This is a genomic window from Amycolatopsis nivea (assembly GCF_004522235.1).
In the GTDB taxonomy this organism is placed as follows: domain Bacteria; phylum Actinomycetota; class Actinomycetes; order Mycobacteriales; family Pseudonocardiaceae; genus Amycolatopsis; species Amycolatopsis nivea.
Genome location: NZ_SDLT01000002.1, coordinates 156831 through 178518 on the forward strand (window position 1 = coordinate 156831; position 21688 = coordinate 178518).

Annotated in this window: 25 protein-coding genes; 9 read left to right on the forward strand and 16 right to left on the reverse strand. The window is 69.1% G+C overall.

Features of this window, described 5'->3' with window-relative positions:
• Window positions 1-11: 11 nt before the first annotated feature.
• Both dgoD and EIZ44_RS02885 read right to left on the reverse strand, forming a co-directional pair.
• A complete protein-coding gene (gene dgoD, locus EIZ44_RS02880) occupies window positions 12-1160 on the reverse strand; it encodes a galactonate dehydratase (protein WP_134727647.1) in 1149 nt (382 codons plus the stop codon).
• A gap of 8 nt (window positions 1161-1168) precedes the next feature.
• On the reverse strand, window positions 1169-1849 hold the full coding sequence (locus EIZ44_RS02885; RefSeq protein ID WP_043834711.1) for an SDR family NAD(P)-dependent oxidoreductase: 681 nt from the start codon (window positions 1847-1849) through the stop codon (window positions 1169-1171).
• An 80-nt stretch (window positions 1850-1929) separates the two neighbouring features.
• On the opposite strand from EIZ44_RS02885, the gene EIZ44_RS02890 reads away from it, so the two are divergent.
• The 3 genes from EIZ44_RS02890 to EIZ44_RS02900 are packed head-to-tail and all read left to right on the forward strand — an operon-like array spanning window position 1930 to window position 4234.
• On the forward strand, window positions 1930-2544 hold the full coding sequence (locus tag EIZ44_RS02890) for a bifunctional 4-hydroxy-2-oxoglutarate aldolase/2-dehydro-3-deoxy-phosphogluconate aldolase (RefSeq protein WP_043834713.1): 615 nt from the start codon (window positions 1930-1932) through the stop codon (window positions 2542-2544).
• A complete protein-coding gene (locus tag EIZ44_RS02895; protein WP_134727648.1) occupies window positions 2541-3527 on the forward strand; it encodes a lactonase family protein in 987 nt (328 codons plus the stop codon). Before EIZ44_RS02890 ends, EIZ44_RS02895 begins: the two co-directional genes overlap by 4 nt.
• A complete protein-coding gene (locus EIZ44_RS02900; protein WP_134727649.1) occupies window positions 3524-4234 on the forward strand; it encodes a FadR/GntR family transcriptional regulator in 711 nt (236 codons plus the stop codon). The genes EIZ44_RS02895 and EIZ44_RS02900 overlap by 4 nt, the downstream gene beginning before the upstream one ends.
• On the opposite strand, the gene EIZ44_RS02905 is transcribed toward EIZ44_RS02900, so the two are convergent.
• A complete protein-coding gene (locus EIZ44_RS02905; protein ID WP_134727650.1) occupies window positions 4210-5142 on the reverse strand; it encodes a GlxA family transcriptional regulator in 933 nt (310 codons plus the stop codon). The two genes, EIZ44_RS02900 and EIZ44_RS02905, sit on opposite strands and share 25 nt — an antisense overlap.
• A 72-nt stretch (window positions 5143-5214) precedes the next feature.
• Here EIZ44_RS02905 and EIZ44_RS02910 point away from each other — a divergent pair, with 72 nt between their 5' ends.
• Both EIZ44_RS02910 and EIZ44_RS02915 read left to right on the forward strand, forming a co-directional pair.
• Window positions 5215-5871, forward strand: a complete 657-nt coding sequence (locus EIZ44_RS02910; RefSeq protein ID WP_205673028.1) for an HD domain-containing protein — start codon at window positions 5215-5217, stop codon at window positions 5869-5871.
• Between the two features lie 14 nt (window positions 5872-5885).
• Window positions 5886-6299 (forward strand): RidA family protein, encoded by a 414-nt coding sequence (locus EIZ44_RS02915; protein WP_134727652.1) that lies wholly within the window; start codon window positions 5886-5888, stop codon window positions 6297-6299.
• A gap of 6 nt (window positions 6300-6305) precedes the next feature.
• On the opposite strand, the gene EIZ44_RS02920 is transcribed toward EIZ44_RS02915, so the two are convergent.
• From EIZ44_RS02920 to EIZ44_RS02930, 3 genes are read right to left on the reverse strand one after another with little or no spacing between them, the layout of a single operon-like run.
• Complete coding sequence (locus EIZ44_RS02920; RefSeq protein WP_134727653.1) at window positions 6306-6911, reverse strand: TetR/AcrR family transcriptional regulator; 606 nt, start codon at window positions 6909-6911, stop codon at window positions 6306-6308.
• A gap of 37 nt (window positions 6912-6948) precedes the next feature.
• Window positions 6949-7638 carry a hypothetical protein gene (locus EIZ44_RS02925; protein WP_134727654.1) on the reverse strand — a complete coding sequence of 230 codons (690 nt, stop codon included), beginning with the start codon at window positions 7636-7638 and terminating at the stop codon, window positions 6949-6951.
• Window positions 7631-8140, reverse strand: coding sequence for a SigE family RNA polymerase sigma factor (locus EIZ44_RS02930; RefSeq protein ID WP_037808752.1), 510 nt, complete (start codon window positions 8138-8140; stop codon window positions 7631-7633). The genes EIZ44_RS02925 and EIZ44_RS02930 overlap by 8 nt, the downstream gene beginning before the upstream one ends.
• Window positions 8141-8281: 141 nt before the next feature.
• Between EIZ44_RS02930 and EIZ44_RS02935 the strand changes: the two genes are divergently transcribed.
• Window positions 8282-9298 carry a threonine aldolase family protein gene (locus EIZ44_RS02935; RefSeq protein WP_167753953.1) on the forward strand — a complete coding sequence of 339 codons (1017 nt, stop codon included), beginning with the start codon at window positions 8282-8284 and terminating at the stop codon, window positions 9296-9298.
• Window positions 9299-9314: 16 nt separating this feature from the next.
• Window positions 9315-9896 (forward strand): HAD family hydrolase, encoded by a 582-nt coding sequence (locus EIZ44_RS02940; RefSeq protein ID WP_043834729.1) that lies wholly within the window; start codon window positions 9315-9317, stop codon window positions 9894-9896.
• Window positions 9897-9965: 69 nt separating this feature from the next.
• Here the strand turns inward: EIZ44_RS02940 and EIZ44_RS02945 are convergent, their stop codons facing one another.
• The 4 genes from EIZ44_RS02945 to EIZ44_RS02960 all read right to left on the reverse strand — a co-directional run bounded on the left by EIZ44_RS02945 (window position 9966) and on the right by EIZ44_RS02960 (window position 12973).
• Window positions 9966-10151, reverse strand: coding sequence for a hypothetical protein (locus EIZ44_RS02945; protein ID WP_043834731.1), 186 nt, complete (start codon window positions 10149-10151; stop codon window positions 9966-9968).
• Between the two features lie 123 nt (window positions 10152-10274).
• Window positions 10275-11441 (reverse strand): pyridoxal phosphate-dependent aminotransferase, encoded by a 1167-nt coding sequence (locus EIZ44_RS02950; RefSeq protein WP_134727657.1) that lies wholly within the window; start codon window positions 11439-11441, stop codon window positions 10275-10277.
• A 55-nt stretch (window positions 11442-11496) separates the two neighbouring features.
• Window positions 11497-12639 carry a transglycosylase SLT domain-containing protein gene (locus tag EIZ44_RS02955; RefSeq protein WP_134727658.1) on the reverse strand — a complete coding sequence of 381 codons (1143 nt, stop codon included), beginning with the start codon at window positions 12637-12639 and terminating at the stop codon, window positions 11497-11499.
• A 22-nt stretch (window positions 12640-12661) separates the two neighbouring features.
• Entirely contained in the window at window positions 12662-12973 is a 312-nt protein-coding gene (locus EIZ44_RS02960) for a hypothetical protein (protein ID WP_037808762.1), read from the reverse strand.
• A 173-nt stretch (window positions 12974-13146) separates the two neighbouring features.
• On the opposite strand from EIZ44_RS02960, the gene EIZ44_RS02965 reads away from it, so the two are divergent.
• Window positions 13147-14991: a serine/threonine-protein kinase gene (locus EIZ44_RS02965; protein ID WP_134727659.1), complete on the forward strand. Its 1845-nt coding sequence runs from the start codon at window positions 13147-13149 to the stop codon at window positions 14989-14991.
• Window position 14992: 1 nt separating this feature from the next.
• Here the strand turns inward: EIZ44_RS02965 and EIZ44_RS02970 are convergent, their stop codons facing one another.
• The 5 genes from EIZ44_RS02970 to purD all read right to left on the reverse strand — a co-directional run bounded on the left by EIZ44_RS02970 (window position 14993) and on the right by purD (window position 19705).
• Window positions 14993-15751, reverse strand: coding sequence for an ESX secretion-associated protein EspG (locus EIZ44_RS02970; RefSeq protein WP_037808765.1), 759 nt, complete (start codon window positions 15749-15751; stop codon window positions 14993-14995).
• Complete coding sequence (locus EIZ44_RS02975; protein ID WP_134727660.1) at window positions 15748-17364, reverse strand: PPE domain-containing protein; 1617 nt, start codon at window positions 17362-17364, stop codon at window positions 15748-15750. The genes EIZ44_RS02970 and EIZ44_RS02975 overlap by 4 nt, the downstream gene beginning before the upstream one ends.
• Window positions 17365-17373: 9 nt before the next feature.
• Entirely contained in the window at window positions 17374-17976 is a 603-nt protein-coding gene (locus EIZ44_RS02980; protein ID WP_051172556.1) for a DUF3558 domain-containing protein, read from the reverse strand.
• Window positions 17957-18346, reverse strand: a complete 390-nt coding sequence (locus EIZ44_RS02985) for a PE domain-containing protein (RefSeq protein ID WP_037354127.1) — start codon at window positions 18344-18346, stop codon at window positions 17957-17959. The genes EIZ44_RS02980 and EIZ44_RS02985 overlap by 20 nt, the downstream gene beginning before the upstream one ends.
• Before the next feature lie 99 nt (window positions 18347-18445).
• On the reverse strand, window positions 18446-19705 hold the full coding sequence (purD, locus tag EIZ44_RS02990; protein WP_037808770.1) for a phosphoribosylamine--glycine ligase: 1260 nt from the start codon (window positions 19703-19705) through the stop codon (window positions 18446-18448).
• Between the two features lie 242 nt (window positions 19706-19947).
• Between purD and EIZ44_RS02995 the strand changes: the two genes are divergently transcribed.
• Window positions 19948-21084: a glycerophosphodiester phosphodiesterase gene (locus tag EIZ44_RS02995; RefSeq protein WP_134727661.1), complete on the forward strand. Its 1137-nt coding sequence runs from the start codon at window positions 19948-19950 to the stop codon at window positions 21082-21084.
• 64 nt (window positions 21085-21148) lie between these two features.
• On the opposite strand, the gene EIZ44_RS03000 is transcribed toward EIZ44_RS02995, so the two are convergent.
• A complete protein-coding gene (locus EIZ44_RS03000) occupies window positions 21149-21532 on the reverse strand; it encodes a hypothetical protein (RefSeq protein WP_240691210.1) in 384 nt (127 codons plus the stop codon).
• Window positions 21533-21688: the final 156 nt, after the last annotated feature.

Genomic DNA, 21688 nt, shown 5'->3' on the forward strand with positions numbered 1-21688 from the left:
CCGCCGACACCTCACCACTCCGTGAAGCTGCCGTCGGGCAGCCGCCACACCGGCGACCGCCAGGCGTGTCCGGTCTCGTCGGCGCGGCGGACCGCCTCCTCGTCCACCTCGATGCCGAGCCCGGGCGCGGTCGGGCGTGCGGCGTAGCCGTCGACGAAGCGGAACAGCGCGTCGTCGGCGAGATAGGCGACCGGCTCGCGGCCGTCGTGGTAGTGCATGCCGAGGCTTTGCTCCTGGATGAGGAAGTTCGGCGTCGCGAACGCGACCTGCATCGCGGCGGCCAGCGAGATCGGGCCGAGCGGGCAGTGCGGGGCCAGGTTCGCGCCGTACACCTCGGCGAGCGCGGCGATCCGGCGCAGCTCCGAGATGCCGCCCGCGTGCGACGGGTCCGGCTGCACCACGGCGACGCCCGCGTCCAGCACCGGCTTGAACTCCCAGCGCGAGAACAGCCGTTCCCCGAGCGCGATCGGCACCGTCGAGGCCTCGACCACCGACGCCACCACGTCAGCGGGCAGTTCCGGCAGCACCGGCTCCTCGACGAACATCGGCTGTACTTCTTCGAGCATCTTCACCAGCCGGCGCGCCATCGCGGGCGAGACGCGGCCGTGGAAGTCGATCGCTAGGTCCCGGTCGGGTCCGAGCGCTTCCCTGGCCTCCCTGGCGCGGGCCAGTGCCGCCTGAGCCTCGGCGGGCGTGGCGATCGGCGAGAGAGGTCCGGCGACGTTCATCTTCACCGCGGTGAAACCCCGCTCGACCTGCGCGGACACCGCGTCGAAGATCCCCGCCGGACGGTCGCCGCCGACCCACGAATACACCCGCACGCGGTCGCGCACCGGACCGCCGAGCAGCTCGTGCACCGGCGCGTTCCGGGCCTTGCCCGCGATGTCCCACAGCGCCTGGTCGAACCCGGCGAGCGCGCTGGAGAGCACTGGACCGCCCCGGTAGAAGCCGCCTCGGCGCAGCACCTGCCAGTGGTCCTCGATGCGCAGCGGATCCTTCCCGACGAGCAGCTCGGCCAGCTCGTGCACGGCAGCGCGAACAGTCCCGGCGCGACCTTCGACGACCGGTTCGCCCCAGCCCGCGATGCCCTCGTCGGTGCTGATCTTGAGGAACAACCAGCGCGGCGCGACGAGGAACGTTTCGATCCCGGTGATCTGCACCTTGTCTCCTAAGCAGAGTCTTTCGCGGCCGACCAGCCGCCGTCGACGGTCAGGTCCGCCCCCGTCACGAACGAAGCCGCGGGCGAGAGCAGGAACGCGATCACCGCGGCGACTTCGGCCGGGTCGCCCAGCCGTCCGGCCGGTGTCGCGCGGGTGCTGCGTTCGCGGTCTTCCGCGCTGATCCGGTCCCAGGCCTCGGTCTCGACCGGACCGGGAAGCACCGAATTCACCCGGACCTCCGGCGCGTACTCCACGGCCAATTGCCGCGCCAGAGACACCAATGCGCCTTTGCTGGCCGCGTACGCCGGATGTCCGGGAAGCCCGAATCGGGCGTGTACCGAGGAAACCAGCACCACCGAGCCGCTCCGAGAGCGCAGCGAGGGCAGGCAGGTCCGGACGGCCAGGTACGACGCGGTGAGGTTCACGTCGAGCTGCCGTTGCCATTGCGCACGGCCGGTTTCGTGCAGTGGACCCAAAGTCGGCAGGTACGCGTTGCTGACCACGGCGTCGACTTCGCCCGCAAGATCAAGAACTCGTTGCCACGTCTCGTCATCCGTCACGTCGCCTTGCACGCCGCCGGGCACGGGAGCGAGGTCGACGCCGATCACCCGGTAGCCGTCGGCTTCGAGCTGACGGGCGGTCGCGGCTCCGATTCCGGACGCCGCGCCGGTCACCACGGCAGTGCGCATGGTTCGCAAGCATGCCGGGGCGCTCGAGCCACAGTCAAGAATAATTAGTAATTTATAATTTGCCTGCTAGGCTGGCCGCCATGGGATACCGGTGGGAGATCACGCGCGAAGCGGTGCGTCAGGGCGTCGTCGGAATCGTGCGGACGGCGGACGCCGCCTCGGCCGTCGCCGCCGCGCGGACAGTGCTCGACGCCGGGTTGAAGTCGGTCGAAGTCCCGCTCACCAACGCGGGCGCGCTCGTCGCGATCGAGGAGCTGAGCGCCGCGTATCCGGACGCCACGATCGGAGCCGGCACGGTGCTCGACGAATCGTCCGCGACGGCCGCGATCCGGGCAGGGGCCCAGTTTCTAGTGTCCCCGTCGCTGCACACCGAGGTCTTGCGTACCGCTCATCGGTACGGCGTCGCGGCGCTGCCCGGCACCGGTTCGGTCACCGAAATCGTGCGCGCGATGGAGGAAGGTGCTGATGCCGTAAAGGTTTTCCCCGCGTCCGCGCTCGGCCCGCAGTGGATCAAGGACGTGCGCGCCGCGCTTCCGCAAGCCCCGCTCGTGCCGACGGGTGGAATCGCTCCCGAGGACGTGCCACGCTGGCTCGACGCGGGCGCCGTCGCCTGCGGGATCGGGTCGGCGCTGACCCGTGGATCCGCTGAGGACATCCGGGCCCGAGTGGCCGCATTGGTGAGGGAGAGCTCGTGAGCGACGTCGTACTCGTCGGCTGCCGTACCGCCGAAACCGGCGGGAACGGCACGGGAATCGCGGTTTTCCGGCGCTCCGGCGACGAACTGACCGCGGATTCGACGTTGCCGATGGTGTCGCCGACCTGGCTGACCCAGCATCCCGCGCTGCCGATGGTGTACGCGACCAACGAGACGAGCTACGGCGAGATCACCTCCGTTTCGGTCGCCGACGGCCTGGTCGCGCTCGACGTCGTCGAATCCGGCGGGGCCAGCCCGTGCCATCTCGCGGTGACGCCGGACGGCCGGTTTCTGTTGTGCGCCAACTACGGCGGCGGCAGCCTCGCGGTGTTCGCCCTGCGCGAGGACGGCCGGATCGACGGACGCACGGACCTGGTGCAGCACACCGGAAGCGGGCTGCGCGCCGACCGGCAGGAAGGTCCGCACGTCCACATGGCCGTGTCGTCGGCGGACAGTTCGGTGGTGAGCGGCGTCGATCTGGGCACCGACGAAATCCGCAGCTACACGTTGTCTCCCGAAGGAAAACTGACTCCGCTGGCCGTCTCGTCGCTCCCTCCGGGCACGGGACCGCGACAGCTCGTGCGCGGCGAGGACGGAATCGCTTACGTGGCCGGTGAATTGTCCGGCGAGCTGATCACGATGCGCGAGACTTCGCCGGGAGCGTTCGAGTTCGTCGCGGCGACCCCGGCGACGGCGGCCGGCGGCGAATCCCTGGTGGCGCACCTGGAAGTGCTCGACTCCGGGATCTACCTGTCGAATCGCGGACCGGAATGCATCACGTCGTTCGCCGGGACCCCGCTGCGCGCGACGGCCGATCAGCCGTGCGGTTCGTTCCCATGGAACTTCGCGGTAGCGGACGGAACCTGCTACACCGCCGCCTTCAAGGACGATGTCGTTTCCGTTTTCCCGTTGAAGGAATTGGGAAACGCGAACGTCCGGAAGTATCCGACCGGTTCCCCGACGTGCGTACTCCCGCTCCGGTGACCGACCAACGCCCTCGCGGCCTGCACGGACAGACCGTGGAAACGCTCGCCGCGCGCATTCTGTCCGGCGAATGGCCCGAGGGCATGGTGCTGGACCTTCCCGCGCTGCGCGAGGAGCTCGACATCAGCCTCACCGCACTGCGGGAAGCGTTGAAGGTATTGACAGCAAAGGGAATGATCGGCGCGCGGCAGAAGCACGGCACTTACGTGCAACCGCGCGAGAGTTGGCAACTGCTCGACGCCGACGTCATGCGCTGGCAAACTACCGCACGCGGAAACGCTGGCCTGCTGGACGAATTGGCCGAGGTCCGCGCCGTGGTCGAGCCCGCGGCGGCGCGGATGGCTGCCGAACGCGCGACCGCCGAAGACGTTGCCGCGCTTGAATCCGCCCTCGACGCGATGGTCGAAGCACCGGATCCGGAAGCGAGCGTCGAGGCGGATCTCGCGTTCCACCGCAGCCTGTTGACCGCCGCGCACAACAACTTCCTGCTCCAGATCGAACGCGTCATCGCGATCGGCTTGGCGGAGCGGGACAAACTCGTCCACAGCGCCGGTCCCACCGACGATCCGGTACCGAGTCACCGCCGGGTGCTCGACGCCATCGCCGCGCACGACCCGGTCGGCGCGGAGACCGCGATGCTGGAGCTGCTGGTGAAATCCGCCGCCGACGCGAAGCGGTCGGGTCAGGAAGTGAACGCGCGGCGGTAGGCCGTCGGCGTGGTCCCGAGGGTCCGCCGGAAATGCAGCCGCAGGTTGGCCGGAGTGCCGAGACCGCAGTCCCGCGCGACCCGGTCCACCGAATAGTCCGTGGTTTCCAGCAGTTCCCGCGCTTTGCCGAGCCGGGCGTTGAGCAGCCACTGCAACGGCGTGGTCCCGGTTTCCTCGGCGAACCTGCGCAGGAACGTCCGCTGCGACATCTCCGCGTGCCGGGCCAGCAGACGGATGCTGAGCGATTCGTCCAGCCGCTGCAACGCCCATTCGCGCGTGGCGGACAGCGAAGCGTCGCCAGCGTCCGCGAGCGGCGCGGGCACGTACTGCGCCTGCCCGCCTTCGCGATGCGGAGCGGCGACGAGACCGCGCGCGATCCGATTGGCGACCGCGGCACCCAAGTCGCGGCGCACGATGTGCAGACACAGATCGATGCCACAGCACACGCCCGCCGAGGTGAGCACGTCGCCCTCGTCGACGTAAAGCACATCCCGGTCGACCTGGACCGAAGGGTACGCCCGCTCAAATTCGTCGATATATTCCCAATGCGTCGTGGCGTGCAGGCCGTCCAGCACTCCCGCGGCGGCCAATGCGAACGCACCCGTGCAGATGGACACCACCCGCCGTCCCCGATCGCGCGCCTCGGCCAGCAGCTCGACCGCCGCTTCCGGCGTGTCGCGGACCGGGTCGTACCCCGGCACGATCACCGTGTCCGCCGCGCGCAGTTCCTCGATCCCGCCTTCCGCGGCCAGCTCGAACCCGGCGCTGGTCGCGACCGTCGGACCGAGCGCGCACAGCGACATCTCGTAGTGCGTTTGCGGCCGGACCTGGAACACCTGCGCCGGAATCGCCAGGTCCAGGGGGAGGACCCCGTCGAGCGCCAGCACCGCGACCCGATGCACCGTCATGGCAAGATTCTATCGAAGTACGGCAAACTTGCCACTCGCCAGGTCAGAGCGGTGCGGGCCAGCCTTGAAGGCATGACCGAACTCCTTTCGGACCCGGTGGTCGCGCTGCCCGCGACTCCGCTGGCGGACGCCGTCCTCGAGGTCGTCCGCCCGATGGAATCGCAGTCAGTGTTCAACCACAGCGTCCGCTCCTACCTGTTCGCGCGGCTGGTCGCCGACCGGCTGGCCGTGTCCGGCTATGCCGACGACCTGCTGTTCGCCGCATGCGTGATGCACGACATCGGCGTCGCTCCGGACGGTCCGCACGTGGAGCGCTTCGAGGTCGAAGGTGCCGACCGAGCGGCTGGTTTCCTGGCAAAGCAAGGGATTTCCACCGCGGACGCCGACGAGGTCTGGCAAGCCATCGCCTTGCACACCACCGCGGGCATCGCGGAACGCCGTGGTCCGCTGTGCGTGCTCGTCCGCGCCGGGGTCTCCGTCGACTTCGGCGGCCCGGTCGGCGCCGAGTACCTCTCGGCCGTCACCGACGAGGAGGGCGTGGCGATCCACGCCGCTTACCCGCGGCTCGAGATGGTCCGCTCGCTCACCGACGCGATCGTCGCGCAGGCCGCGAAGAATCCGAAGAACGCGCCAGTCCCGTCCGTCCCCGCTGATTTCTTGCGGGAACGCGAGGCCGATGGCGAAACCCGGCTGGAACGCGCCTCGCATACGTCGCGCTGGGGCATCTGAGAAAGGGATCCACCATGTACGCCGTCAAAATCCCCGAGGACTCCGAGGTTTTCGGCCCGTCCGGGGCCTCAGCCTTCACCCGCTTCGGCTACTCAGCCGCCGTCCGCGCGGGCAACCATCTCTTCATCGCGGGGACAATCGGTCGCCGCCCGGACGGAGAGATCGCGGAAACCATCGAGGAACAGACCGAGATCGCGGTCCGCCGGATCGAGGAAATCCTTCGCCTGGAAGGACTCGACCTCTCCGCGCTGGTCGACATCACGAGCTACCACGTGGACATCCACCAGCACCTGCCCGGTTTCCTGGAAGCCAAGAAGCGCCTCGTGACCGCCGAGCCCTACCCGGCGTGGTCGATGATCGGCGTCAGCGGACTCGCCAGCCCGGGACTGCTGATCGAAATCCGCGCCACGGCGGCCTATCCGGAGTAACTGTCCTCAGTGGACAGTCTCAGCGAGCGCGGTCCGGAGCATCCGCCCGGCCGCGGCGCGCGGAGCCGGGTCGACCGCGATCAGCGCGTTGACCACGGTCCCGTCGACCAGCGCGACCAGCCGGTCCAGTTCGTCCTTGGCCACCGGCGTCCCGGAGCGGGCCAAGATCTCCGTCAGCAGTTCGTTGAGCTGCTGGGACAGCGTCCGCATCAACGGGCGCAGATACGGCCGCCGCCCGGTCGCGACCAGGCGTTCGTAGCGCAGCAGGACCGCCTCGGCATCGGCTTCCGGATCGCCGCTCTGCGGGCCGAGCAGCATGTCCAGCACGAGTTCCACGGTCGCCTGCACGCCCCGGTTCCGGGTCGTCAGGTCCTCGAGCTGCCGTCGCCCGTTCGCCAGCTCGGTCTGCCCGTGGTGCTCTACCGCGGCGGTGACGAGCTCTTCCAGCGAGTCGAAGTAGTACGTCGTGGACGCCAGCGGCAGGCCCGCCCGCTCGGCGACCGCGCGGTGCCGGACCGCGTCGAAACCACCCTCGACCAGCAGCTCAGCGGCGGCTTCGACGAGCGCGGCCCGTCGTCGCTCGCCCTTGGGAGTGGTGGCTGCTGCCGTCATGTCCGGTTATTCTGCCAGCCGCTCCGGCGACCGCCGATCAGAACCGGGCGGCCAGCGAAGCAGCGAAGCGCGCGAGGTCGGTTGCGTACGGTGCCGGATGCCCGGAAGTCCCCGGCACGCTGACCAGCACGAGAGTTCCGCCGCTGCCGGTTTGCTGACGCACGGTGACGGCTCCGGCGGGTTGCGTGGGCACGTTCACCGCGGTGCCGCGAGCGAACACCGCCGCGCCGATCATCCCGTCCGGAAGCGGGAACCCGGCGCCGCGCGACGACGTCGTACAAACGCTGCCTGGGGAAGCCTGCGCGGCATTCAAGTGGCCTGGGAGCTCGCCAGCGAGGGCAGTGGCGAGCTCCCAGTCCACCCGTCCGCACCCGGAGGTGCCTTCGACCCGAGGGTCGGTCCTCCCGGTTTCGCCGGCTCCCTGCCGAGACGGCTGACCCGGGAAGTCATCCCCATTGCTGAAAGGACGCGCCGCCGACCCGCCGGGTTGCACCGGCGCGGCGACGGAATTCGCGGCGGAATCGGACTTCTCGCTCGAAATACCCACAATTCCCCAGGCGCCGAACCCGGCGGCCACGACCACGGCCGCCGCGCCGACGGTGATCCGGTTGCGCCGGCGCAGCGTCTCGCGCTTCGAACGGCGCACCACGTCGTCCACCGAGAACGTCGGAGGCGGCACCTCGCCGGTACCGGCGGAGAACAACGTCTCGGCTTCCCGCTCATCCATTGGTCTCCACCTCCCGTTCCAGCACCTGGCGCAGATTCGCCAGCCCGCGCGCCGTCTGGCTCTTCACGTTGCCTTCGCTGCAGCCCAGCGCCGTGGCCGCGGCCCCGACGTCCAGTCCGTCGAAGAACCGCAGCACCAGCACCGCCCGTTGCTTCGGCGGCACTTCCTTCAGCGCCGCGAGCAGGTCCTCGCGAGTCGCGACGCGTTCGGCCAGCCCGGGACTGTCGTCGACAGGTTCGGGCAGCACCTCGGTCTGCCGCTCCCGCCGCCACGGACGGCGGGATTCGTCGATGACCGCGCGCACGAGCGTCTTGCGCACGTACGCGTCGGTCGCCGCGCGGTCTCTGATCTTCTTCCACCTCCGGTGCAACGCGACGAACGCCGTCTGCGCGAGGTCGTCGGCTTTGTGCCAATCCCCGCACATCAAATAGGCAGTCCGGCGCACGGCGTCCCTCCTCGCGGCGAAGTACTCCGCGAACTCCTGTTCGTCGCGCTGGTCCACGCGCTTTGCAGCTCCGCTCTGGCCATGTCCGGTGAAGGGACGGATCCGGGGGCGTCCACGGTTGCACGTCCGGCCGGAAACGTTCCACCCCCCGCCGCATTGATGCCGCGCCCACCTGTGTGATGTGATCGGACTGTGACCATGACTGGGCAGCTGATCGACTTCCGTTCCGACACCGTCACCCGCCCGGACGCGATCATGCGCGCGGCCATGGCCGAGGCCGAGGTCGACGACAACGTCATCGGCACCGACCCGACCATCGCCGAACTCGAACGCCGGGCCGCGCAGACGCTCGGGATGCCCGCGGCGCTGTGGACGCCGAGCGGGACGATGGCGAACCTCATCGCGCTGAGCGTTCACCTGCGACGAGGCGACCGATTCCTCGCCACCCGCGGCGCGCACGTGCTCGTCAACGAACTCGGCTCGGCCGCCTGGCTGGCCGGCGGCATGCCGGACATCCTCGAACACGACGCGGGCCCCGGCCGGTGCCTGCCGGAAACGCTCGAAGCGGCGATCGGCAACCCCGGCCCGTACTTCACGCTCCGCACCACGCTGTTGTGCCTGGAGAACACGCACAACGCGGCCGGCGGCGCGGTCACTCCGCCCGACGAGCACGCGCAACTGCTGTCGGTCGCGAAGCAGGCCGGGCTCACCGTGCACCTCGACGGCGCGCGGATCTGGCACGCGGCGGTCGCGTTGCAGGTGCCGCCCGCCGCCCTGACGGTCGGCGTGGACTCGGTGTCGGCGTGCTTCAGCAAGGGCCTCGGCGCGCCGGTCGGCTCGGTCGTCGCGGGCAGCGTCGAGTTCGTCGAGCAGGCCCGCCGGATGCGGCAGATGCTCGGCGGCGGCGTGCGTCAGGGCGGGGTGCTCGCCGCGGCGTGCCTGGTCGCGCTGGACCGCGTCGACGAGCTGGCCGAGACGCACGAGTTCGCGAAACGGCTGGCCGACGGCCTCTCCGAACACGGCTGGGACGTGCCGGCGCCGGACACCAATATCGTTCTGGCCGGGGTGCCGGACGTGCCGACCGCGCTGAACTGGCTCGGCTCGCTCGGCATCCAGGCCCTGCCCATGGCGGGCAAGGTCCGGTTCGTGACGCACCGCGACCTTTCGTCCGCCGACATCGACGAAGCACTGCGCCGGATCAAAGCCGGTGCCTGAACCCTGGGGGACTCGGGTGACCAACTGGATCGTGTTCGACTACGGCGAGGTGCTCAGCCTCCGCACCGCCGCGGTGCCGAAGCTGGCCGCCGCGATGGGCGTCTCGCTCGAGACGTTCGAGCCGGTGTACTGGAGCGTGCGCGATCCGTACGACCGCGGCTGCCCTGACCTGGAGTACTGGACGTCGATCGGCGACCAGGTGGGCGCGAAGGTGGACGACGCGCTGTCGGCCGAGCTGACCGCGCTCGACGTGGCGGGCTGGGGACAGCTCGCGCCGGGATCGCTCGACCTGCTGCAGTCGCTGTCCGACGCCGGCGCCTCGCTCGCGCTGCTCTCGAACGCGCCGTCGGCGTTCGGCGTCTGGGTGCGCGAGCAGGAGTGGTCGAAGCTGTTCAAGCACACGCTGTTCTCCGGCGACGTGAAGGTCGCCAAGCCGGACGCCGAGATTTTCCAGCTGCTGCTGGACAAACTGGGTGCCAAACCGGACGAGTGCCTGTTCTTCGACGACCGCCAGGTCAACATCGACGGCGCGCGTGCGGTCGGAATCCGCGCACACCTGTGGGACGGCGCCGAGGCCGCCCGCGCCGCACTGGCCTGAACGGCGAACGGCTCCCGCACCTTCTCGGCGCGGGAGCCGTCTCGTCCGCCCAGTATGGTTCGGCGCCGGTCAGCGGCTGATGCGCTTCGACTGCTTCTTCCCGGTGATCGCCCCGTAGGCCGCGGTACCCAGGAACAGCACCCCGCCGATGATGCCGATCCACAGCACGGCCTTGAACAGGAAGCCGATCACGGACCCGATCACCATGAAGGCGATCCAAGCCACGACGAGCGCTCCGACGATCTTCCAGAACATGGCTCCTCCGATGCCGTTTCCGCGCCACGTCGGCCCGGTGCCCTCCAGCGTGCCATCCGTGCGACGGAAACTCTCTACGCTGGGCCAACGTTCAGGGACATCTCCGGGTTCCCCTGACCGGATTCACCCCAGCCAGCCGCCGAGCCGGCGCAGCCCCTCGGTCACGTCCTCGGTCGCGCCCGCGAAGGAAAACCGCACGTAGCGGCCGCCGTCGACCGGGTCGAAGTCGATTCCCGGGGTGATCGCGAGGCCGGTGTCGGCGAGCAAGCGCTGGCACCAGCTCAGGCTGTCGGTGGTGTGGTCGGAGACGTCGGCGTAGGCGTAGAACGCGCCGTCAGCCGGGACGAGCTTGTCGAGACCGATCTCGCGCAGCCCGGCGAACAGCAGGTCGCGGTTGCGCCGGTAGTGCTCGACGTGTGCGTCCGCTTCGGCGTACGACTCTCGCGTGAACGCCGCGACGGCCGCGTACTGCGAAACCGCGGGCGGGCAGATGGTGAAGTTGCCGGTGAGGACGTCGACCGCGCGGTGCAGGCGCTGCGGCACCAGCATCCAGCCGAGCCGCCAGCCGGTCATCGCGAAATACTTCGAGAACGAGCCGAGGACCAGCGCTTCCCGGCCGTACTGCCAGGCGCAATCGAGCTGCTTGCCGTACGAGATGCCGTGGTAGATCTCGTCGCTGATCAACTGCACGCCGTGCGAGGCGCACCAGCCGGAGATCGCGGCAAGCTCGCCCGGCGGCAGCACGGTCCCGGTGGGATTGCTGGGACTCGCGACGATGAGCCCGTCGATCGGCCCGAGCCGATCGAGCTGCTCGACGGTCGGCTGGAAATTCGTCTCGGCCGTGGTGGCGAACTCGACGACCTCGCAGCCGAGGACGTTCAGCAGATTCCGGTACGCCGGGTAGCCAGGACGGGCCATCGCGACCCGCGCGCCGGGATCGAACGCGCTGAGGAACGACAGCAGGAACCCGCCGGACGAACCGGTGGTCATGACGACGTCGGAGGCGGACACGTCGATGTCGTAGGTGCGCCGGTAATGCCCGGCGACGGCTTCGCGCAGCTCAGGAATGCCGAGCTGTTCGGTGTAGCCGAGGGTGTGCTTGCCGAGCGCTTCCTGTGCCGCCCGCAGCACCGCCGCCGGAGCGGGCACGGACGGCTGCCCGGCAGCCAGCGAAATCAGGTCGCCGTGGCTGCGCTGCCGGGCCTGCGCCGCGGACAGCACGTCCATCACGTGGAAAGGAGGCACGCCTGCCCGCAACGCGGGCCCGCCGAAAGCACCGATGTCGACCATGCGGCCAGGCTAACCGGCGGAACCGCGTGCGGGGTGTGGCCGTGCGGGTGCGCCGTCAGTAACCGCGGTACGCGCCGCCGTGCGCCATCGCCTGGATGCCCGGCACGTTGCCGATCGAGCCGTACCGGTCGATCGAGTACCGCACGCCGGCGATGATGTTGTCGACCGGGTTGTAGATGTTGTCGTGCCCCGGCAGCTTGTGCGCGTTGAACGTCGAGTCGATGCACTGCATCAGCCCCTTGGACGGATGCCCGGCCGCGGCATTCGAATCCCAGTTATTTATAGCATTCGGATTGCCGCCGGACTCGTGCTGGATGATCGCCCAGATGTTCTTGATGTCCGCGTCGGTCACGTTCACGCCCGCGGCCTGCAGTGCCTTGATCGCTTCCTGGATCCACTGCTGAACGTTGCCGGGCGGAGGCGAGGACGGCGGACCGCCGCTCGGGCCGAGACCGCCGCCGCTGGCACCACCGCCACCGCCGCCGTGGTGACCGCCCCCGCCGCCACCGCCACCGCCGTGTCCGGTGTGCAGACCGCCGGTGCTCTGTGGGACGGTGCCGTCCGAGTTGGGGAGCGGGACCTTCGAGTAGCCACCCTCGATCTGGGTCTTCATCAGGTCTTGGGACTTCTTGACCATGTCGTCGGCCTGCTTCAGCAGCGGGTCGATGGTCTGCTCGGCCGCAGTCGCGTCCTTCTGGTTCGCCTCGTTCGCGTCGGAGATGATCTTCGCCGACGTCGGGCTGGGCGGCGGGCCCTTCTTGTCCGACTTGTCGTTGGCGTACGCCGCCTCGGCAGCCTGCGCCTTCTGCGCCTTGTCCGACTCTTCCTTGATGCGTTTGTCGATGTTCGACTTGGCGGTGTTGAAGGCCTCGGTGACCTTGCTCTTGATCCCGCCGAGGTCGCTCGACAGCTGGGTGAGGTCCTTGCCGACCTCGTCAAGATGCCCCTGCACCTTGTCGCCCGCTTTGGTGATCTGCGTGACGTACTCGACGAAAGAGTCCGCAGCCGGACCTTCCCACACCCCGCCTGCCAACGACTTCGTGGAATTGTTCAGCGCGGCACTGTGGTCGCCCGCCTGCTTCGCGGCGTCGCTGAACTGCTGCCCGGCTTTGCTGATCGCGTCCGGGTTGATCTTGTCGACCTTCTGTGCTTTTTCGACCACGCCGTTCCAGTTCGGCGGGTAGTCGATCAGCGCCATGCTCTTGCCCCCTCGTGCCTGCTCAGCGGTCTTCGTGGACGGTCAGGTCGGTCTTGTGGACCTGATCGGTCTCCTGGATCAGCCCCGCGGCCTTCTTGATGATGAAGCTGGTCGCCTCCATCAGCTTCCCGGCCGCGTCGAACTCGCTGTGCACGCCCTGTTTGAACGTGCCGACCGCGCCGTGCACGTCCTTGGAGCCGCCCATCGTGCCGAACGGGCTTTCCGGCTCGTCGTCAACGCCGGTGAGGTGCTTCTTGGACTTTTCGAACTCGTCCTTCAGCTTCTCCACGTTCCTGGCGGCAATGGCCATGGAATCCGGGTCGTAGACAGGCACCGTTCGTCATCCCCTTCGCGACACTCGCTTCCCGACCAGTTCGGACGCTCCGCTCACCAGGTCGGTTCCCCTGTTTACTCTAAGACTTCGGACGCGTGCCGTGTGCAGTTCTCCCGGACTTCCACCCGCGTCTCGACCACGAGGGGCCCCAACCGGGGAATGGAGGGTATTCAGTGCAGCCGTTGCCACCCGGCGAACCCCGACAATTCGGGCGCTACCGTCTGATCGCTTCGCTGGGCGAAGGGGGAATGGGCCGGGTGCTGCTCGGGGTGTCCAGGGAAGGGCGGCTCGTCGCGGTCAAGCAGGTGCATCCGGCATTCGCACACGATCCGGGATTCCGCTCCCGGTTCAAGCGCGAGGTGGAAACCTCACGGATGGTGTCCGGCGCGTACACCGCTGCCGTGATGGACGCCGATCCCGTTGCTCCGCTGCCATGGCTCGCCTCGGTCTTCGTCGCGGGCCCCTCCCTCAAGGAAGCGGTGGACGCCGCTGGCCCGCTCCCGCTGAGCGCGGTGCACTACCTCGCGACCGGTCTCGCGTCGGCGCTCGCCGAGATCCACCGGGTCGGCCTGATCCACCGGGACCTCAAGCCCAGCAACGTCCTCCTCGCCGCGGATGGTCCGCGGGTCATCGACTTCGGCATCGCCAGGGCCGCCGAAGGCGACACCGACATCACCCACACGGGGTCAATCATCGGCTCGCCCGGGTTCATGTCGCCGGAGCAGGCGAACGGTCTTCCTCTGACGCCTGCCAGCGACGTGTTCTCATTCGGCGCCCTGGTGACGATGGCCGCAACTGGGCGGGCACCGTTCGCCGGAGCGTCCACTCCGCAGACTCTCTACAACGTGGTCCACAGCGCTCCCGACCTCACCAACCTGCACCCGGACCTGCGGCGGCTCGTCGAACCGTGCCTAGCCAAGGACCCAAAGGCACGGCCGAACACGGCACAGATCCTGGACTTCCTCGGCTCGGTCCAGCTCACCGCGACGCCTTGGCCGCCCGCGGTGCACACGATGATCGAGCGGCAGCAGGCCGAGGTGAGGACTGCGCTCGCGTTGCCGGTACCAAAGGAGCCGCGGAAGCGTCCTAAGTGGCTGATCCCAACTGTCGCGGCAGCGACGGCAGTGGTTCTCGCGGCGGTGGCGACCACCGTGGTTCTGACGAAACGCGAAGACAACCCCACCGCGACCGCTGCATCCAATACCAGCGTGCCGCCGCCGGATCCGCTGAGCGCAGCCGCACTGCGCCGGGTCGATCCATGCACGCTCCTCGGGCCCAATTCGCTGCCGAAGAGCGGGAAGCTGCTCACGACGACGGACCCGGATCCGCAATACGATCGGTGCGGTTTCTACTTCGACAGGTCGGCGGAGATTTCCGGGAGTTCGTTCGTGTCGCTCCAACTCAGCGTTCTCCTGCCCGGCAAGAAAGGGCAACCGACCAAGGTCGGCGCACTGGACGCGATCCAAAGCCAGGAATCGAACAGTTGTTCACTGGCGGTCAGCAATCCGGCGATACCCGACTACGGCATAGAAGTATCGGCGACCCGAACCGCGCAAACAAGTTGCGGTATCGCGCAGGAGGCGATGAACGTGCTGCTCGCCAAGCTGCGCGACAATCCGGCGCCGTATCCTAATGTCGCTAAGACCCTTCGGGAAGCCGATTTGTGCGCGCCCGCGTTGAAGAAACCGCTGCAAGACGCTACCTCGGAAACACTGCGTAGCGAAGGACACGGGTTACACGAGTGCAACTGGCAGGGCCGCAATAACTACCTGCTGGGAAAAATGCACGTGACGGTGCCGGACGAGAACGCCACCAAAGTCGGGGACTCGTATCTTACCGTCAAGCAGGAGGGCGATTCGTGTGTCCTGGCGTGGACGTTCCCGCAGCACGAGCCTGGATGGTGGGACCGGCTCAACGTGTTCGCGGGAACGACTACCACCTCATCCGGTGCGAAGAACTGCGATTCCGCACGACGAGTGCTCGATGTGGTAGTCAACGCAATCAAACCCCGCGGCTGACTCAAATCGCGGCTTGCAACTCCCGCACCCGCTCCGCCAGCACCGCGTTGTCCGCCGGGCTCACTGTCGCCCAGGTGTGCCCGTCCGAATCGTCGGTGAGCTGGAACAGATACCGCCCCGAATCGGTGTCGTAGAACGCCGCCACGTGCGGCGAGCGGCGCACCGTGCCGTCCCGCAGGACCCGTTCCGCGCAGAACTGGCCGCGGGCCGCCTGTCCCATCAGCATGCCCGCCAGTTCCTGCGCTTCCCACAACGCCACGCCCCGGTCTTCCAAGGCCGTGACCAGCGCTTTCGGATCACCCGCGGCAGCCGCGTCGGCGGCGACGAGCGTGCTGTGCGGTACCGAGACCGACTGGCCGACGCCTGGGTCGAGCGATCCGGCCACCGTCACCGCGGCGTCGGCCAGCGCGCTGGCGTCGGCGGGGATCAGCCACACCTCGTCCCGGTCGACCACCGCGAGCACGGCTTGGCTGCCCCGGCTCACCGCGCGCCCGCGGATCTCGCGGTCCGCCCACACCCAGACGTCCAGAGCTTCCCGCGGACGCGCCAGCAAATGCAGTTGGTCGAGCACTGTCCCGGAAGGACGGCGGCCGCGCGCCAGCCGTCGCTGCGCGAGCGAATCCCAGACGGACTCGATCAGTTCGGCCCGTTCGGTGTGCGTGCGCCCGGGCGACGGAACCGCGAGCGCGGCCGGACGCCCACCCAGGTCCAGCGATTCCCACAGCACATCGAATTCGAGGGCGGTCAGTACCAGGTTCACGGCCGGCGCACGTCTCCCGTGCCGTCGCCGAGGACGTCGCGCGTCACCATCCGGCCGTCGGCGAACAGGTCCTTGTCGTCGACGCCGAAGCGGCGCACGTGCTCGTCGTCGCTTTCCTGCGGCGCGGCTTCGGAGAGGTACTTGGCGTCGCCGCCGCCCGATTTCGGCGCGATCTGCTCGGCTTTCCGCAGTGCGACGGCTTCTTCCTCGGGAAGCTCGTCCACCGGCAACGGCCGGACCGGGCCCTTCGGCTGACCGTCTTGCCCGCGGCCTTGCCGTTCGCGGTCGCTGGAAAGCGCGCCACCGGCCACTCCCGCGCCCAAAGCAGCGGCGCCTGCCCCGATTTCTCCGGCAGACGCGCCACCCGCACGCGGGGCCGGGGCGTTGCCGGGGGTTTCGGCGACGGGCGGCACCGGTGCCTGCGGGACACTGCCGACCAGACGACCTCGTTGCAGCGCTTGGTTTTCCTGCCCACTGCCGGGATAGCTGCCGCCCGCGGCACCGCCGAGGTTTCCGCCCTGGCCACCGACCGCTGAACGACCGGATCCGCTTGCGCCGCCAAGGCTTTCGGAACTGCCCACGGTTCCGCGGCTAACCGGACCGCTCTCGGATCCGCTGCTCGTCCCACGCGGACCAGTCGGCAGGAATGTGCCGGACTGCCCGGGCCCGCCCGGAACCCGTGTCGCGCCTGAACCACCCGAAGTGCTTGGCGCGCTGGGGATTCCCGGCCCGTTGGCCGAACCGACCGAGCGCGGCGGATTGCCGTGCGGCGCCGGTCCCTTCTCCCAGCCCGCAGGAGGCGGCGAGGACGGCGGCACGTAGCTGGCCGCGACCACCGGCGCGACCGGCCGAGGAGCCGGTGCCTGCGAAGCCGTGCCGTACGCGGGCGTCGGCGGATCCACGACCGGCGGGGCCGGAGGCGGCGGCGGGGGAACGTACTGCGATTTCACCGACGCCGCGGCGGGCTGCACCTGACCGTCCGGCGTCACCTCGACCGCCGCGGCCGCGCGGTCAACCGGGCTCGGACCGCTGCCAGGCTGGACCATCGCGAGCGACTGCGGCTGGCTCAACGGTTCGGTGGACAGCAGGTTTTCGCCGCTCTGCTGGGCGTAGGCGTTCAACGCCTCGACCGCCTGGCCGCGCGCGTTGTCCGCCGCCTGCACCTGAGCCGCGTGATCGGTCTCGAACCCGAGGAAGCTCGCCACCGAATCGACGAGCGTGAGGCTCTCCGCGCCTTTGCGCACCGCGGCCGGGTCGGGCAGCTTGTACTTGGTGCGGTTGAACGCTTCCCCTTGCGCGAAAAGCATTTCCGCGGTGTGCGTGACCTTCTGCATCGCGTCCTGCGAGAAGCCAGCCTGGTCCGACAGGACCTGCCCGGCCTGTCCGCCCGCCTGGCTCTGCCACTCGACGCCGAGCTTCGCCAGCTGGTCGCGCAGCGTGTGGTCGGTGCTCGCGAGCGCGGTCGCGATTTCCCGCAGCGCCTCGACCGCGGTGGCGATGCTGGCGATGCCGTCGCCGGTGCCGAACTTCTCGATCTCGTCGGCGATGGCGGTGTCGGTCCACCCGTCGAAACGGTGGTCGCGGATCCTGCCCGCGAGTTCGGAGATCTCCACGCGCCCTCCCTAGGTCCGGTTCTTCAGGCCCTGCACGGCCAGGCCGGCGGCCTGGGTGGCGATGTCGCACAACTGCGGCTGGCTGAACGCGCCCGCGGTGACCGCGAACTCCTGTGCCGCCATGGTCTGGCCCGCGGCGACGCCGACGAGCACCTCGCAGTCGGCGGGGGTGCCCGCCGCGCGGTAGTTCGTGATCGCCGGATAGCCCTCGACGCTGGTGGCCGCGGTGGTCATGCTGTTCTTGCGCCGCGATCCGGTGAGCCACTCCTGCACGTCCGCGTTGACGATCCGCAGGTGCAGCGCGTGGAACGGCTCGGTCTTGTCCGAATCGAACACGCAGGTGGGCCCGTCCTTCGGGTCGGCGGCCTTGCGCGGCACGCTCGTGACCTTCAGCAGGTCGAGCTGCGCCTGCCCCAGCAGGTCGCACGGATCGGTACCGGCGATCGGCAAGTCCGACGGCCGCGGCGGCAATGCGGCCGCTTTCGTCTGCTGCGCCAGGGAACTCATCGCGGGCTGTACGGGGTACGCGGTGCCTTGCTCGCCTGACGAGCAGCCCGCGACCCCGAGCACCGCGACGACGGCGAGGAGCGGCTTAGTGGATGCCGTGCGCACCGCGGTCCCCGAACGCCGCAGCCTTGTCCGCGTCGCTGGCCTCGTACGTCTTCGCTGCTTCGCGCAGCTGTCCGACAAGCTTGTGCAGGTTGGCGACGTACGCGCGCACCTGCGCGGCGTACGACTGATCACCTTCGGCGACGACGGTGTTCCACGCGGCCATCGCGTTGACGCTCACCGTGTCCGACGAAGGAGTGTCGACGCGCAGCTCGCCCAGCCGCGTGAGGAGCTTGTCTTCGAGCGCGCTGACCTGCTCGTCGACCACTCGCGCGACCTCGAGCAGCTTCGCCGGCTCGACCACGATGTCCGCCACGCCCGGCGCTGCCGGAACCGACGAAGCCAGGTCGGTGAGCGGTGTGCTTCCCGGCATGCGCTAACCCCTCCCGTGATACGGACAGTGACCGTACGGACCCGTTTCGAGGCTACCAACCGGCGCGTGAACCCGAGGCGAACTTCGTGGAGAAGCTGCTTAGACGGGAGCGCTTACTTCCCCGTTGGCCGCGCGCAGTGCGATATCGGTGCGATGGTGCGAGCCAGCGAGGTGTACGCGCTCGACAGTCTCGTACGCGTGCTTACGCGCCGCCTTAAGCGTCTTACCAGTGCCGACGACGGACAGCACGCGTCCGCCAGCCGAGATCACCGCACCGTCGTCGCGACGCCGCGTACCCGCGTGAAGCACGCCTTCGATCTCTCCGCCGGTGATGACGTCACCAGTGCGCGGCTTGCCCGGGTACCCGTCGGCGGCGATCACGACGGTGACCGCGGCCCCGCCCGACCACTCCAGCGGCGGCAGCTCAGCCAGCTTCCCGGTGGCCGTCGCGTTCAGCACGGTCGCCAGCGACGTACGCAGCAGCGCCAGCACGACCTGCGTCTCGGGGTCGCCGAAGCGGCAGTTGAACTCGATCACCTGCGGGCCTTCCGAGGTGAGCGCGAGACCGGCGTAGAGCAGGCCGGAGAAGGGGCTGCCCCGGTCGGCGAGCTCGTCCACCACCGGCTGCACAACCCGCGCGACGACGTCGTCCACCAGGTCGGCCGGTGCCCACGGCAGCGGCGCGTACGCACCCATGCCGCCGGTGTTCGGGCCGGTGTCGCCGTCGCCGACGCGCTTGAAGTCCTGCGCGGGCAGCATCGGCACCACGGTGCGGCCGTCGACGAAGCAGAACAGCGAGGCCTCCGGGCCGTCCAAAAAGGACTCCAGGAGGACCGGGTGGCCGCCGTCGAGCAGCATCAGCGCGTGCTTGCGCGCGACCTCGACGTCCTGGGTCACAACCACGCCCTTGCCGGCGGCGAGACCGTCGTCCTTCACGACCCAGGTGGGCCCGAAGCGTTGAAGCGCGGCGTCGAGGCGCGCGGGAGTGTCGACGACCTCACTGCGGGCTGTCGGCACCTTCGCGGCCGCCATGACGTCCTTCGCGAACGCCTTCGACCCCTCGATGCGCGCAGCCGCGGCAGACGGTCCGAAGCAGGCGATGCCAGCGTCGCGCACCGCGTCGGCGACGCCCGCGACGAGCGGCACCTCCGGCCCGATCACGACGAGATCGGCCTTCCATTCCTTGGCCAGGGCAGCGACGGCCTCCGGCTCGGCGAGCTCGACCCCGAGCTGCTCCGCGACCGCAGTCGTGCCGGCATTGCCGGGGGCGCAAGCGAGCGCCGTGACCGCGGGGTCGCCTGCCACCGCGAGGACGAGTGCATGCTCCCGGGCGCCGGAGCCGATTACCAGTACGCGCACGCCGGACAGCGTAACGGTGCGTGTCGCGCCGCGGCAGCGCGCCGTCCGCGACCCCGGCCCGGACCAGATGGACGACTGGTCCGGTGCCGGTCGCCCGGGTGTCCGGATTCGCCCGCCATCCACCGTTTACCCGGTTGTCAACCGCCCGTCCGGCTGGTGCCGCGCGCCCGACGCTTGCGGCGGTGAGGGTGACGCGGTAGTCGTGGCGAGCTGCGGATCGCCCGGTAGAGAAAGGTCCCCCCATGAAGCGCAAACGCCTCGGCGTGCTCGCCCTGTCCGGTCTGGCCCTGCTTGGCGTCGCGGGTCTCGCGATCGGCCCGGCCTCCGCGAGCGAGGAGACGGCCGCGGGTGCGGCCGCGCACGGTCCCCGGCACGATGGCCCGGTGATCGTCGGACACCGGGGCGCGCCCGGCTACCGCCCGGAGCACACGCTCGCGTCGTACGAACTCGCCTACCGGATGGGCGTGGACTACGTCGACGTCGACCTGGTGCCGACCAAGGACGGCCAGCTCGTCGCCCGGCACGAGCCGGAGATCGGCGGCACCACCGACGTCGCGGCCCACCCGGAGTTCGCCTCGCGCAAGACCACGAAGGTCATCGACGGAACAAAGATGACCGGCTGGTTCACCGAGGACTTCACCCTCGCCGAGCTGAAGACGCTCTACGCGAAGGAGCGGATCCCGCAGAACCGGCCGAACAACCAGCTTTACGACGGCCGCTACCGGATCGCCACCTACCAGGAGGTGCTCGACCTGACCCGGCGGCTCGGCCGCGAGCTGCACCGGACGCTGGGCACCTACCCGGAGGTCAAGCACTCGACGTACTTCAGCTCGATCGGCAACCCGACCGAACCGAAGCTGGTGTCGATCCTCAACCGCAACGGCCTGAACCGGCCGAACGCGCCGGTGATCATCCAGTCGTTCGAGGTGTCGAACCTCCAGGAGCTGCACAAGCAGGTGCGGGTGCCGCTGCTGCAGCTGACCGAGGCGAAGGGCGCTCCCGCCGACTTCGTCGCGAAGGGCGACAAGCGCACGTACGCCGACCTGATCACGCCCGCCGGCCTGCGCGAGATCGCGAAGTACGCGAAGTACCTCGGCCCGGAGAAGGGCCAGATCATCCCGCGCGACGCGCAGGACAACCTCGGCAAGCCGACCACCCTGATCGCCGACGCGCACCGCGCCGGTCTTGAGGTGCAGCCCTACACCTTCCGCAACGAAAACCCGTTCCTTCCGGCGAACCTGCGCTCCTCGGCGAGCCCGAGCGCGTTCGGCAACGTGTTCGCGGAGGAAGCGGCGTTCCTGAAGGCCGGGGTCGACGGATTCTTCGCCGACCAGCCGGATACCGCGCTGGAATCGGTGCGGGACTTCGCCGGTCGCTGAGTTTTTCTTCGTTTCTCCCAGCCCGCCGGGACGTTCGCGTCTCCGGCGGGCTTTTTCGCGCCGCTCAATCATCGCGACGGTGGAGTGCGCGGCGAAGCGCAAGAGAGATTTTTCGCTGCAACCGCCGCAGGATCACGATCGTCTCCTCGTCCGAGAAGCCGGTGGTTATCGACCAGTCCATGCCGGAGCCGAACACGTCGCTGGCGAAGACAATTTCGGTAGCCACCACTATCCGCCGCCAGTCCCCAGCGCTGAGCGGATCGCCAGCGATGAGTGCTGCCCGTAGACGGCGCCCGTCCTCGTGCACATCAGCCACGCTCTGGAAGCCCATCGCCACTGCGAGCGCCTCAGTGCAATGCGCTGGCCCGCCCCACTCAGCCAGTCCGCAACGCAGCACTTCGCGTTCTTCGTCGGCCAGCTCGATCGCGACCAGCTCTTCGGCATTCACTCGCTGATCATGGCCTGCGCGCTCGGTCACCCATAAAAGACCGGTTCGAGTGATGCGCTTTCGAACATCCGTTCGAGATACTGGATTCATGTTGATCACTCAGACCCGAACCGCCCTGCGCCGTTCGGAGGAGCTTCCGCCCAGCGACCAGCGAAA

Bases quoted from the DNA above. Each gene is read 5' to 3' on its own strand.
- EIZ44_RS02885 (WP_043834711.1), bottom strand. From the start codon at position 1,849: ATGCGCACTGCCGTGGTGACCGGCGCGGCGTCCGGAATCGGAGCCGCG.
- EIZ44_RS02890 (WP_043834713.1), top strand. From the start codon at position 1,930: ATGGGATACCGGTGGGAGATCACGCGCGAAGCGGTGCGTCAGGGCGTC.
- EIZ44_RS02905 (WP_134727650.1), bottom strand. From the start codon at position 5,142: ATGACGGTGCATCGGGTCGCGGTGCTGGCGCTCGACGGGGTCCTCCCC.
- EIZ44_RS02910 (WP_205673028.1), top strand. From the start codon at position 5,215: ATGACCGAACTCCTTTCGGACCCGGTGGTCGCGCTGCCCGCGACTCCG.
- EIZ44_RS02915 (WP_134727652.1), top strand. From the start codon at position 5,886: ATGTACGCCGTCAAAATCCCCGAGGACTCCGAGGTTTTCGGCCCGTCC.
- EIZ44_RS02920 (WP_134727653.1), bottom strand. From the start codon at position 6,911: ATGACGGCAGCAGCCACCACTCCCAAGGGCGAGCGACGACGGGCCGCG.
- EIZ44_RS02925 (WP_134727654.1), bottom strand. From the start codon at position 7,638: ATGGATGAGCGGGAAGCCGAGACGTTGTTCTCCGCCGGTACCGGCGAG.
- EIZ44_RS02935 (WP_167753953.1), top strand. From the start codon at position 8,282: ATGACTGGGCAGCTGATCGACTTCCGTTCCGACACCGTCACCCGCCCG.
- EIZ44_RS02945 (WP_043834731.1), bottom strand. From the start codon at position 10,151: ATGTTCTGGAAGATCGTCGGAGCGCTCGTCGTGGCTTGGATCGCCTTC.
- EIZ44_RS02950 (WP_134727657.1), bottom strand. From the start codon at position 11,441: ATGGTCGACATCGGTGCTTTCGGCGGGCCCGCGTTGCGGGCAGGCGTG.
- EIZ44_RS02955 (WP_134727658.1), bottom strand. From the start codon at position 12,639: ATGGCGCTGATCGACTACCCGCCGAACTGGAACGGCGTGGTCGAAAAA.
- EIZ44_RS02985 (WP_037354127.1), bottom strand. From the start codon at position 18,346: ATGCCGGGAAGCACACCGCTCACCGACCTGGCTTCGTCGGTTCCGGCA.
- EIZ44_RS02995 (WP_134727661.1), top strand. From the start codon at position 19,948: ATGAAGCGCAAACGCCTCGGCGTGCTCGCCCTGTCCGGTCTGGCCCTG.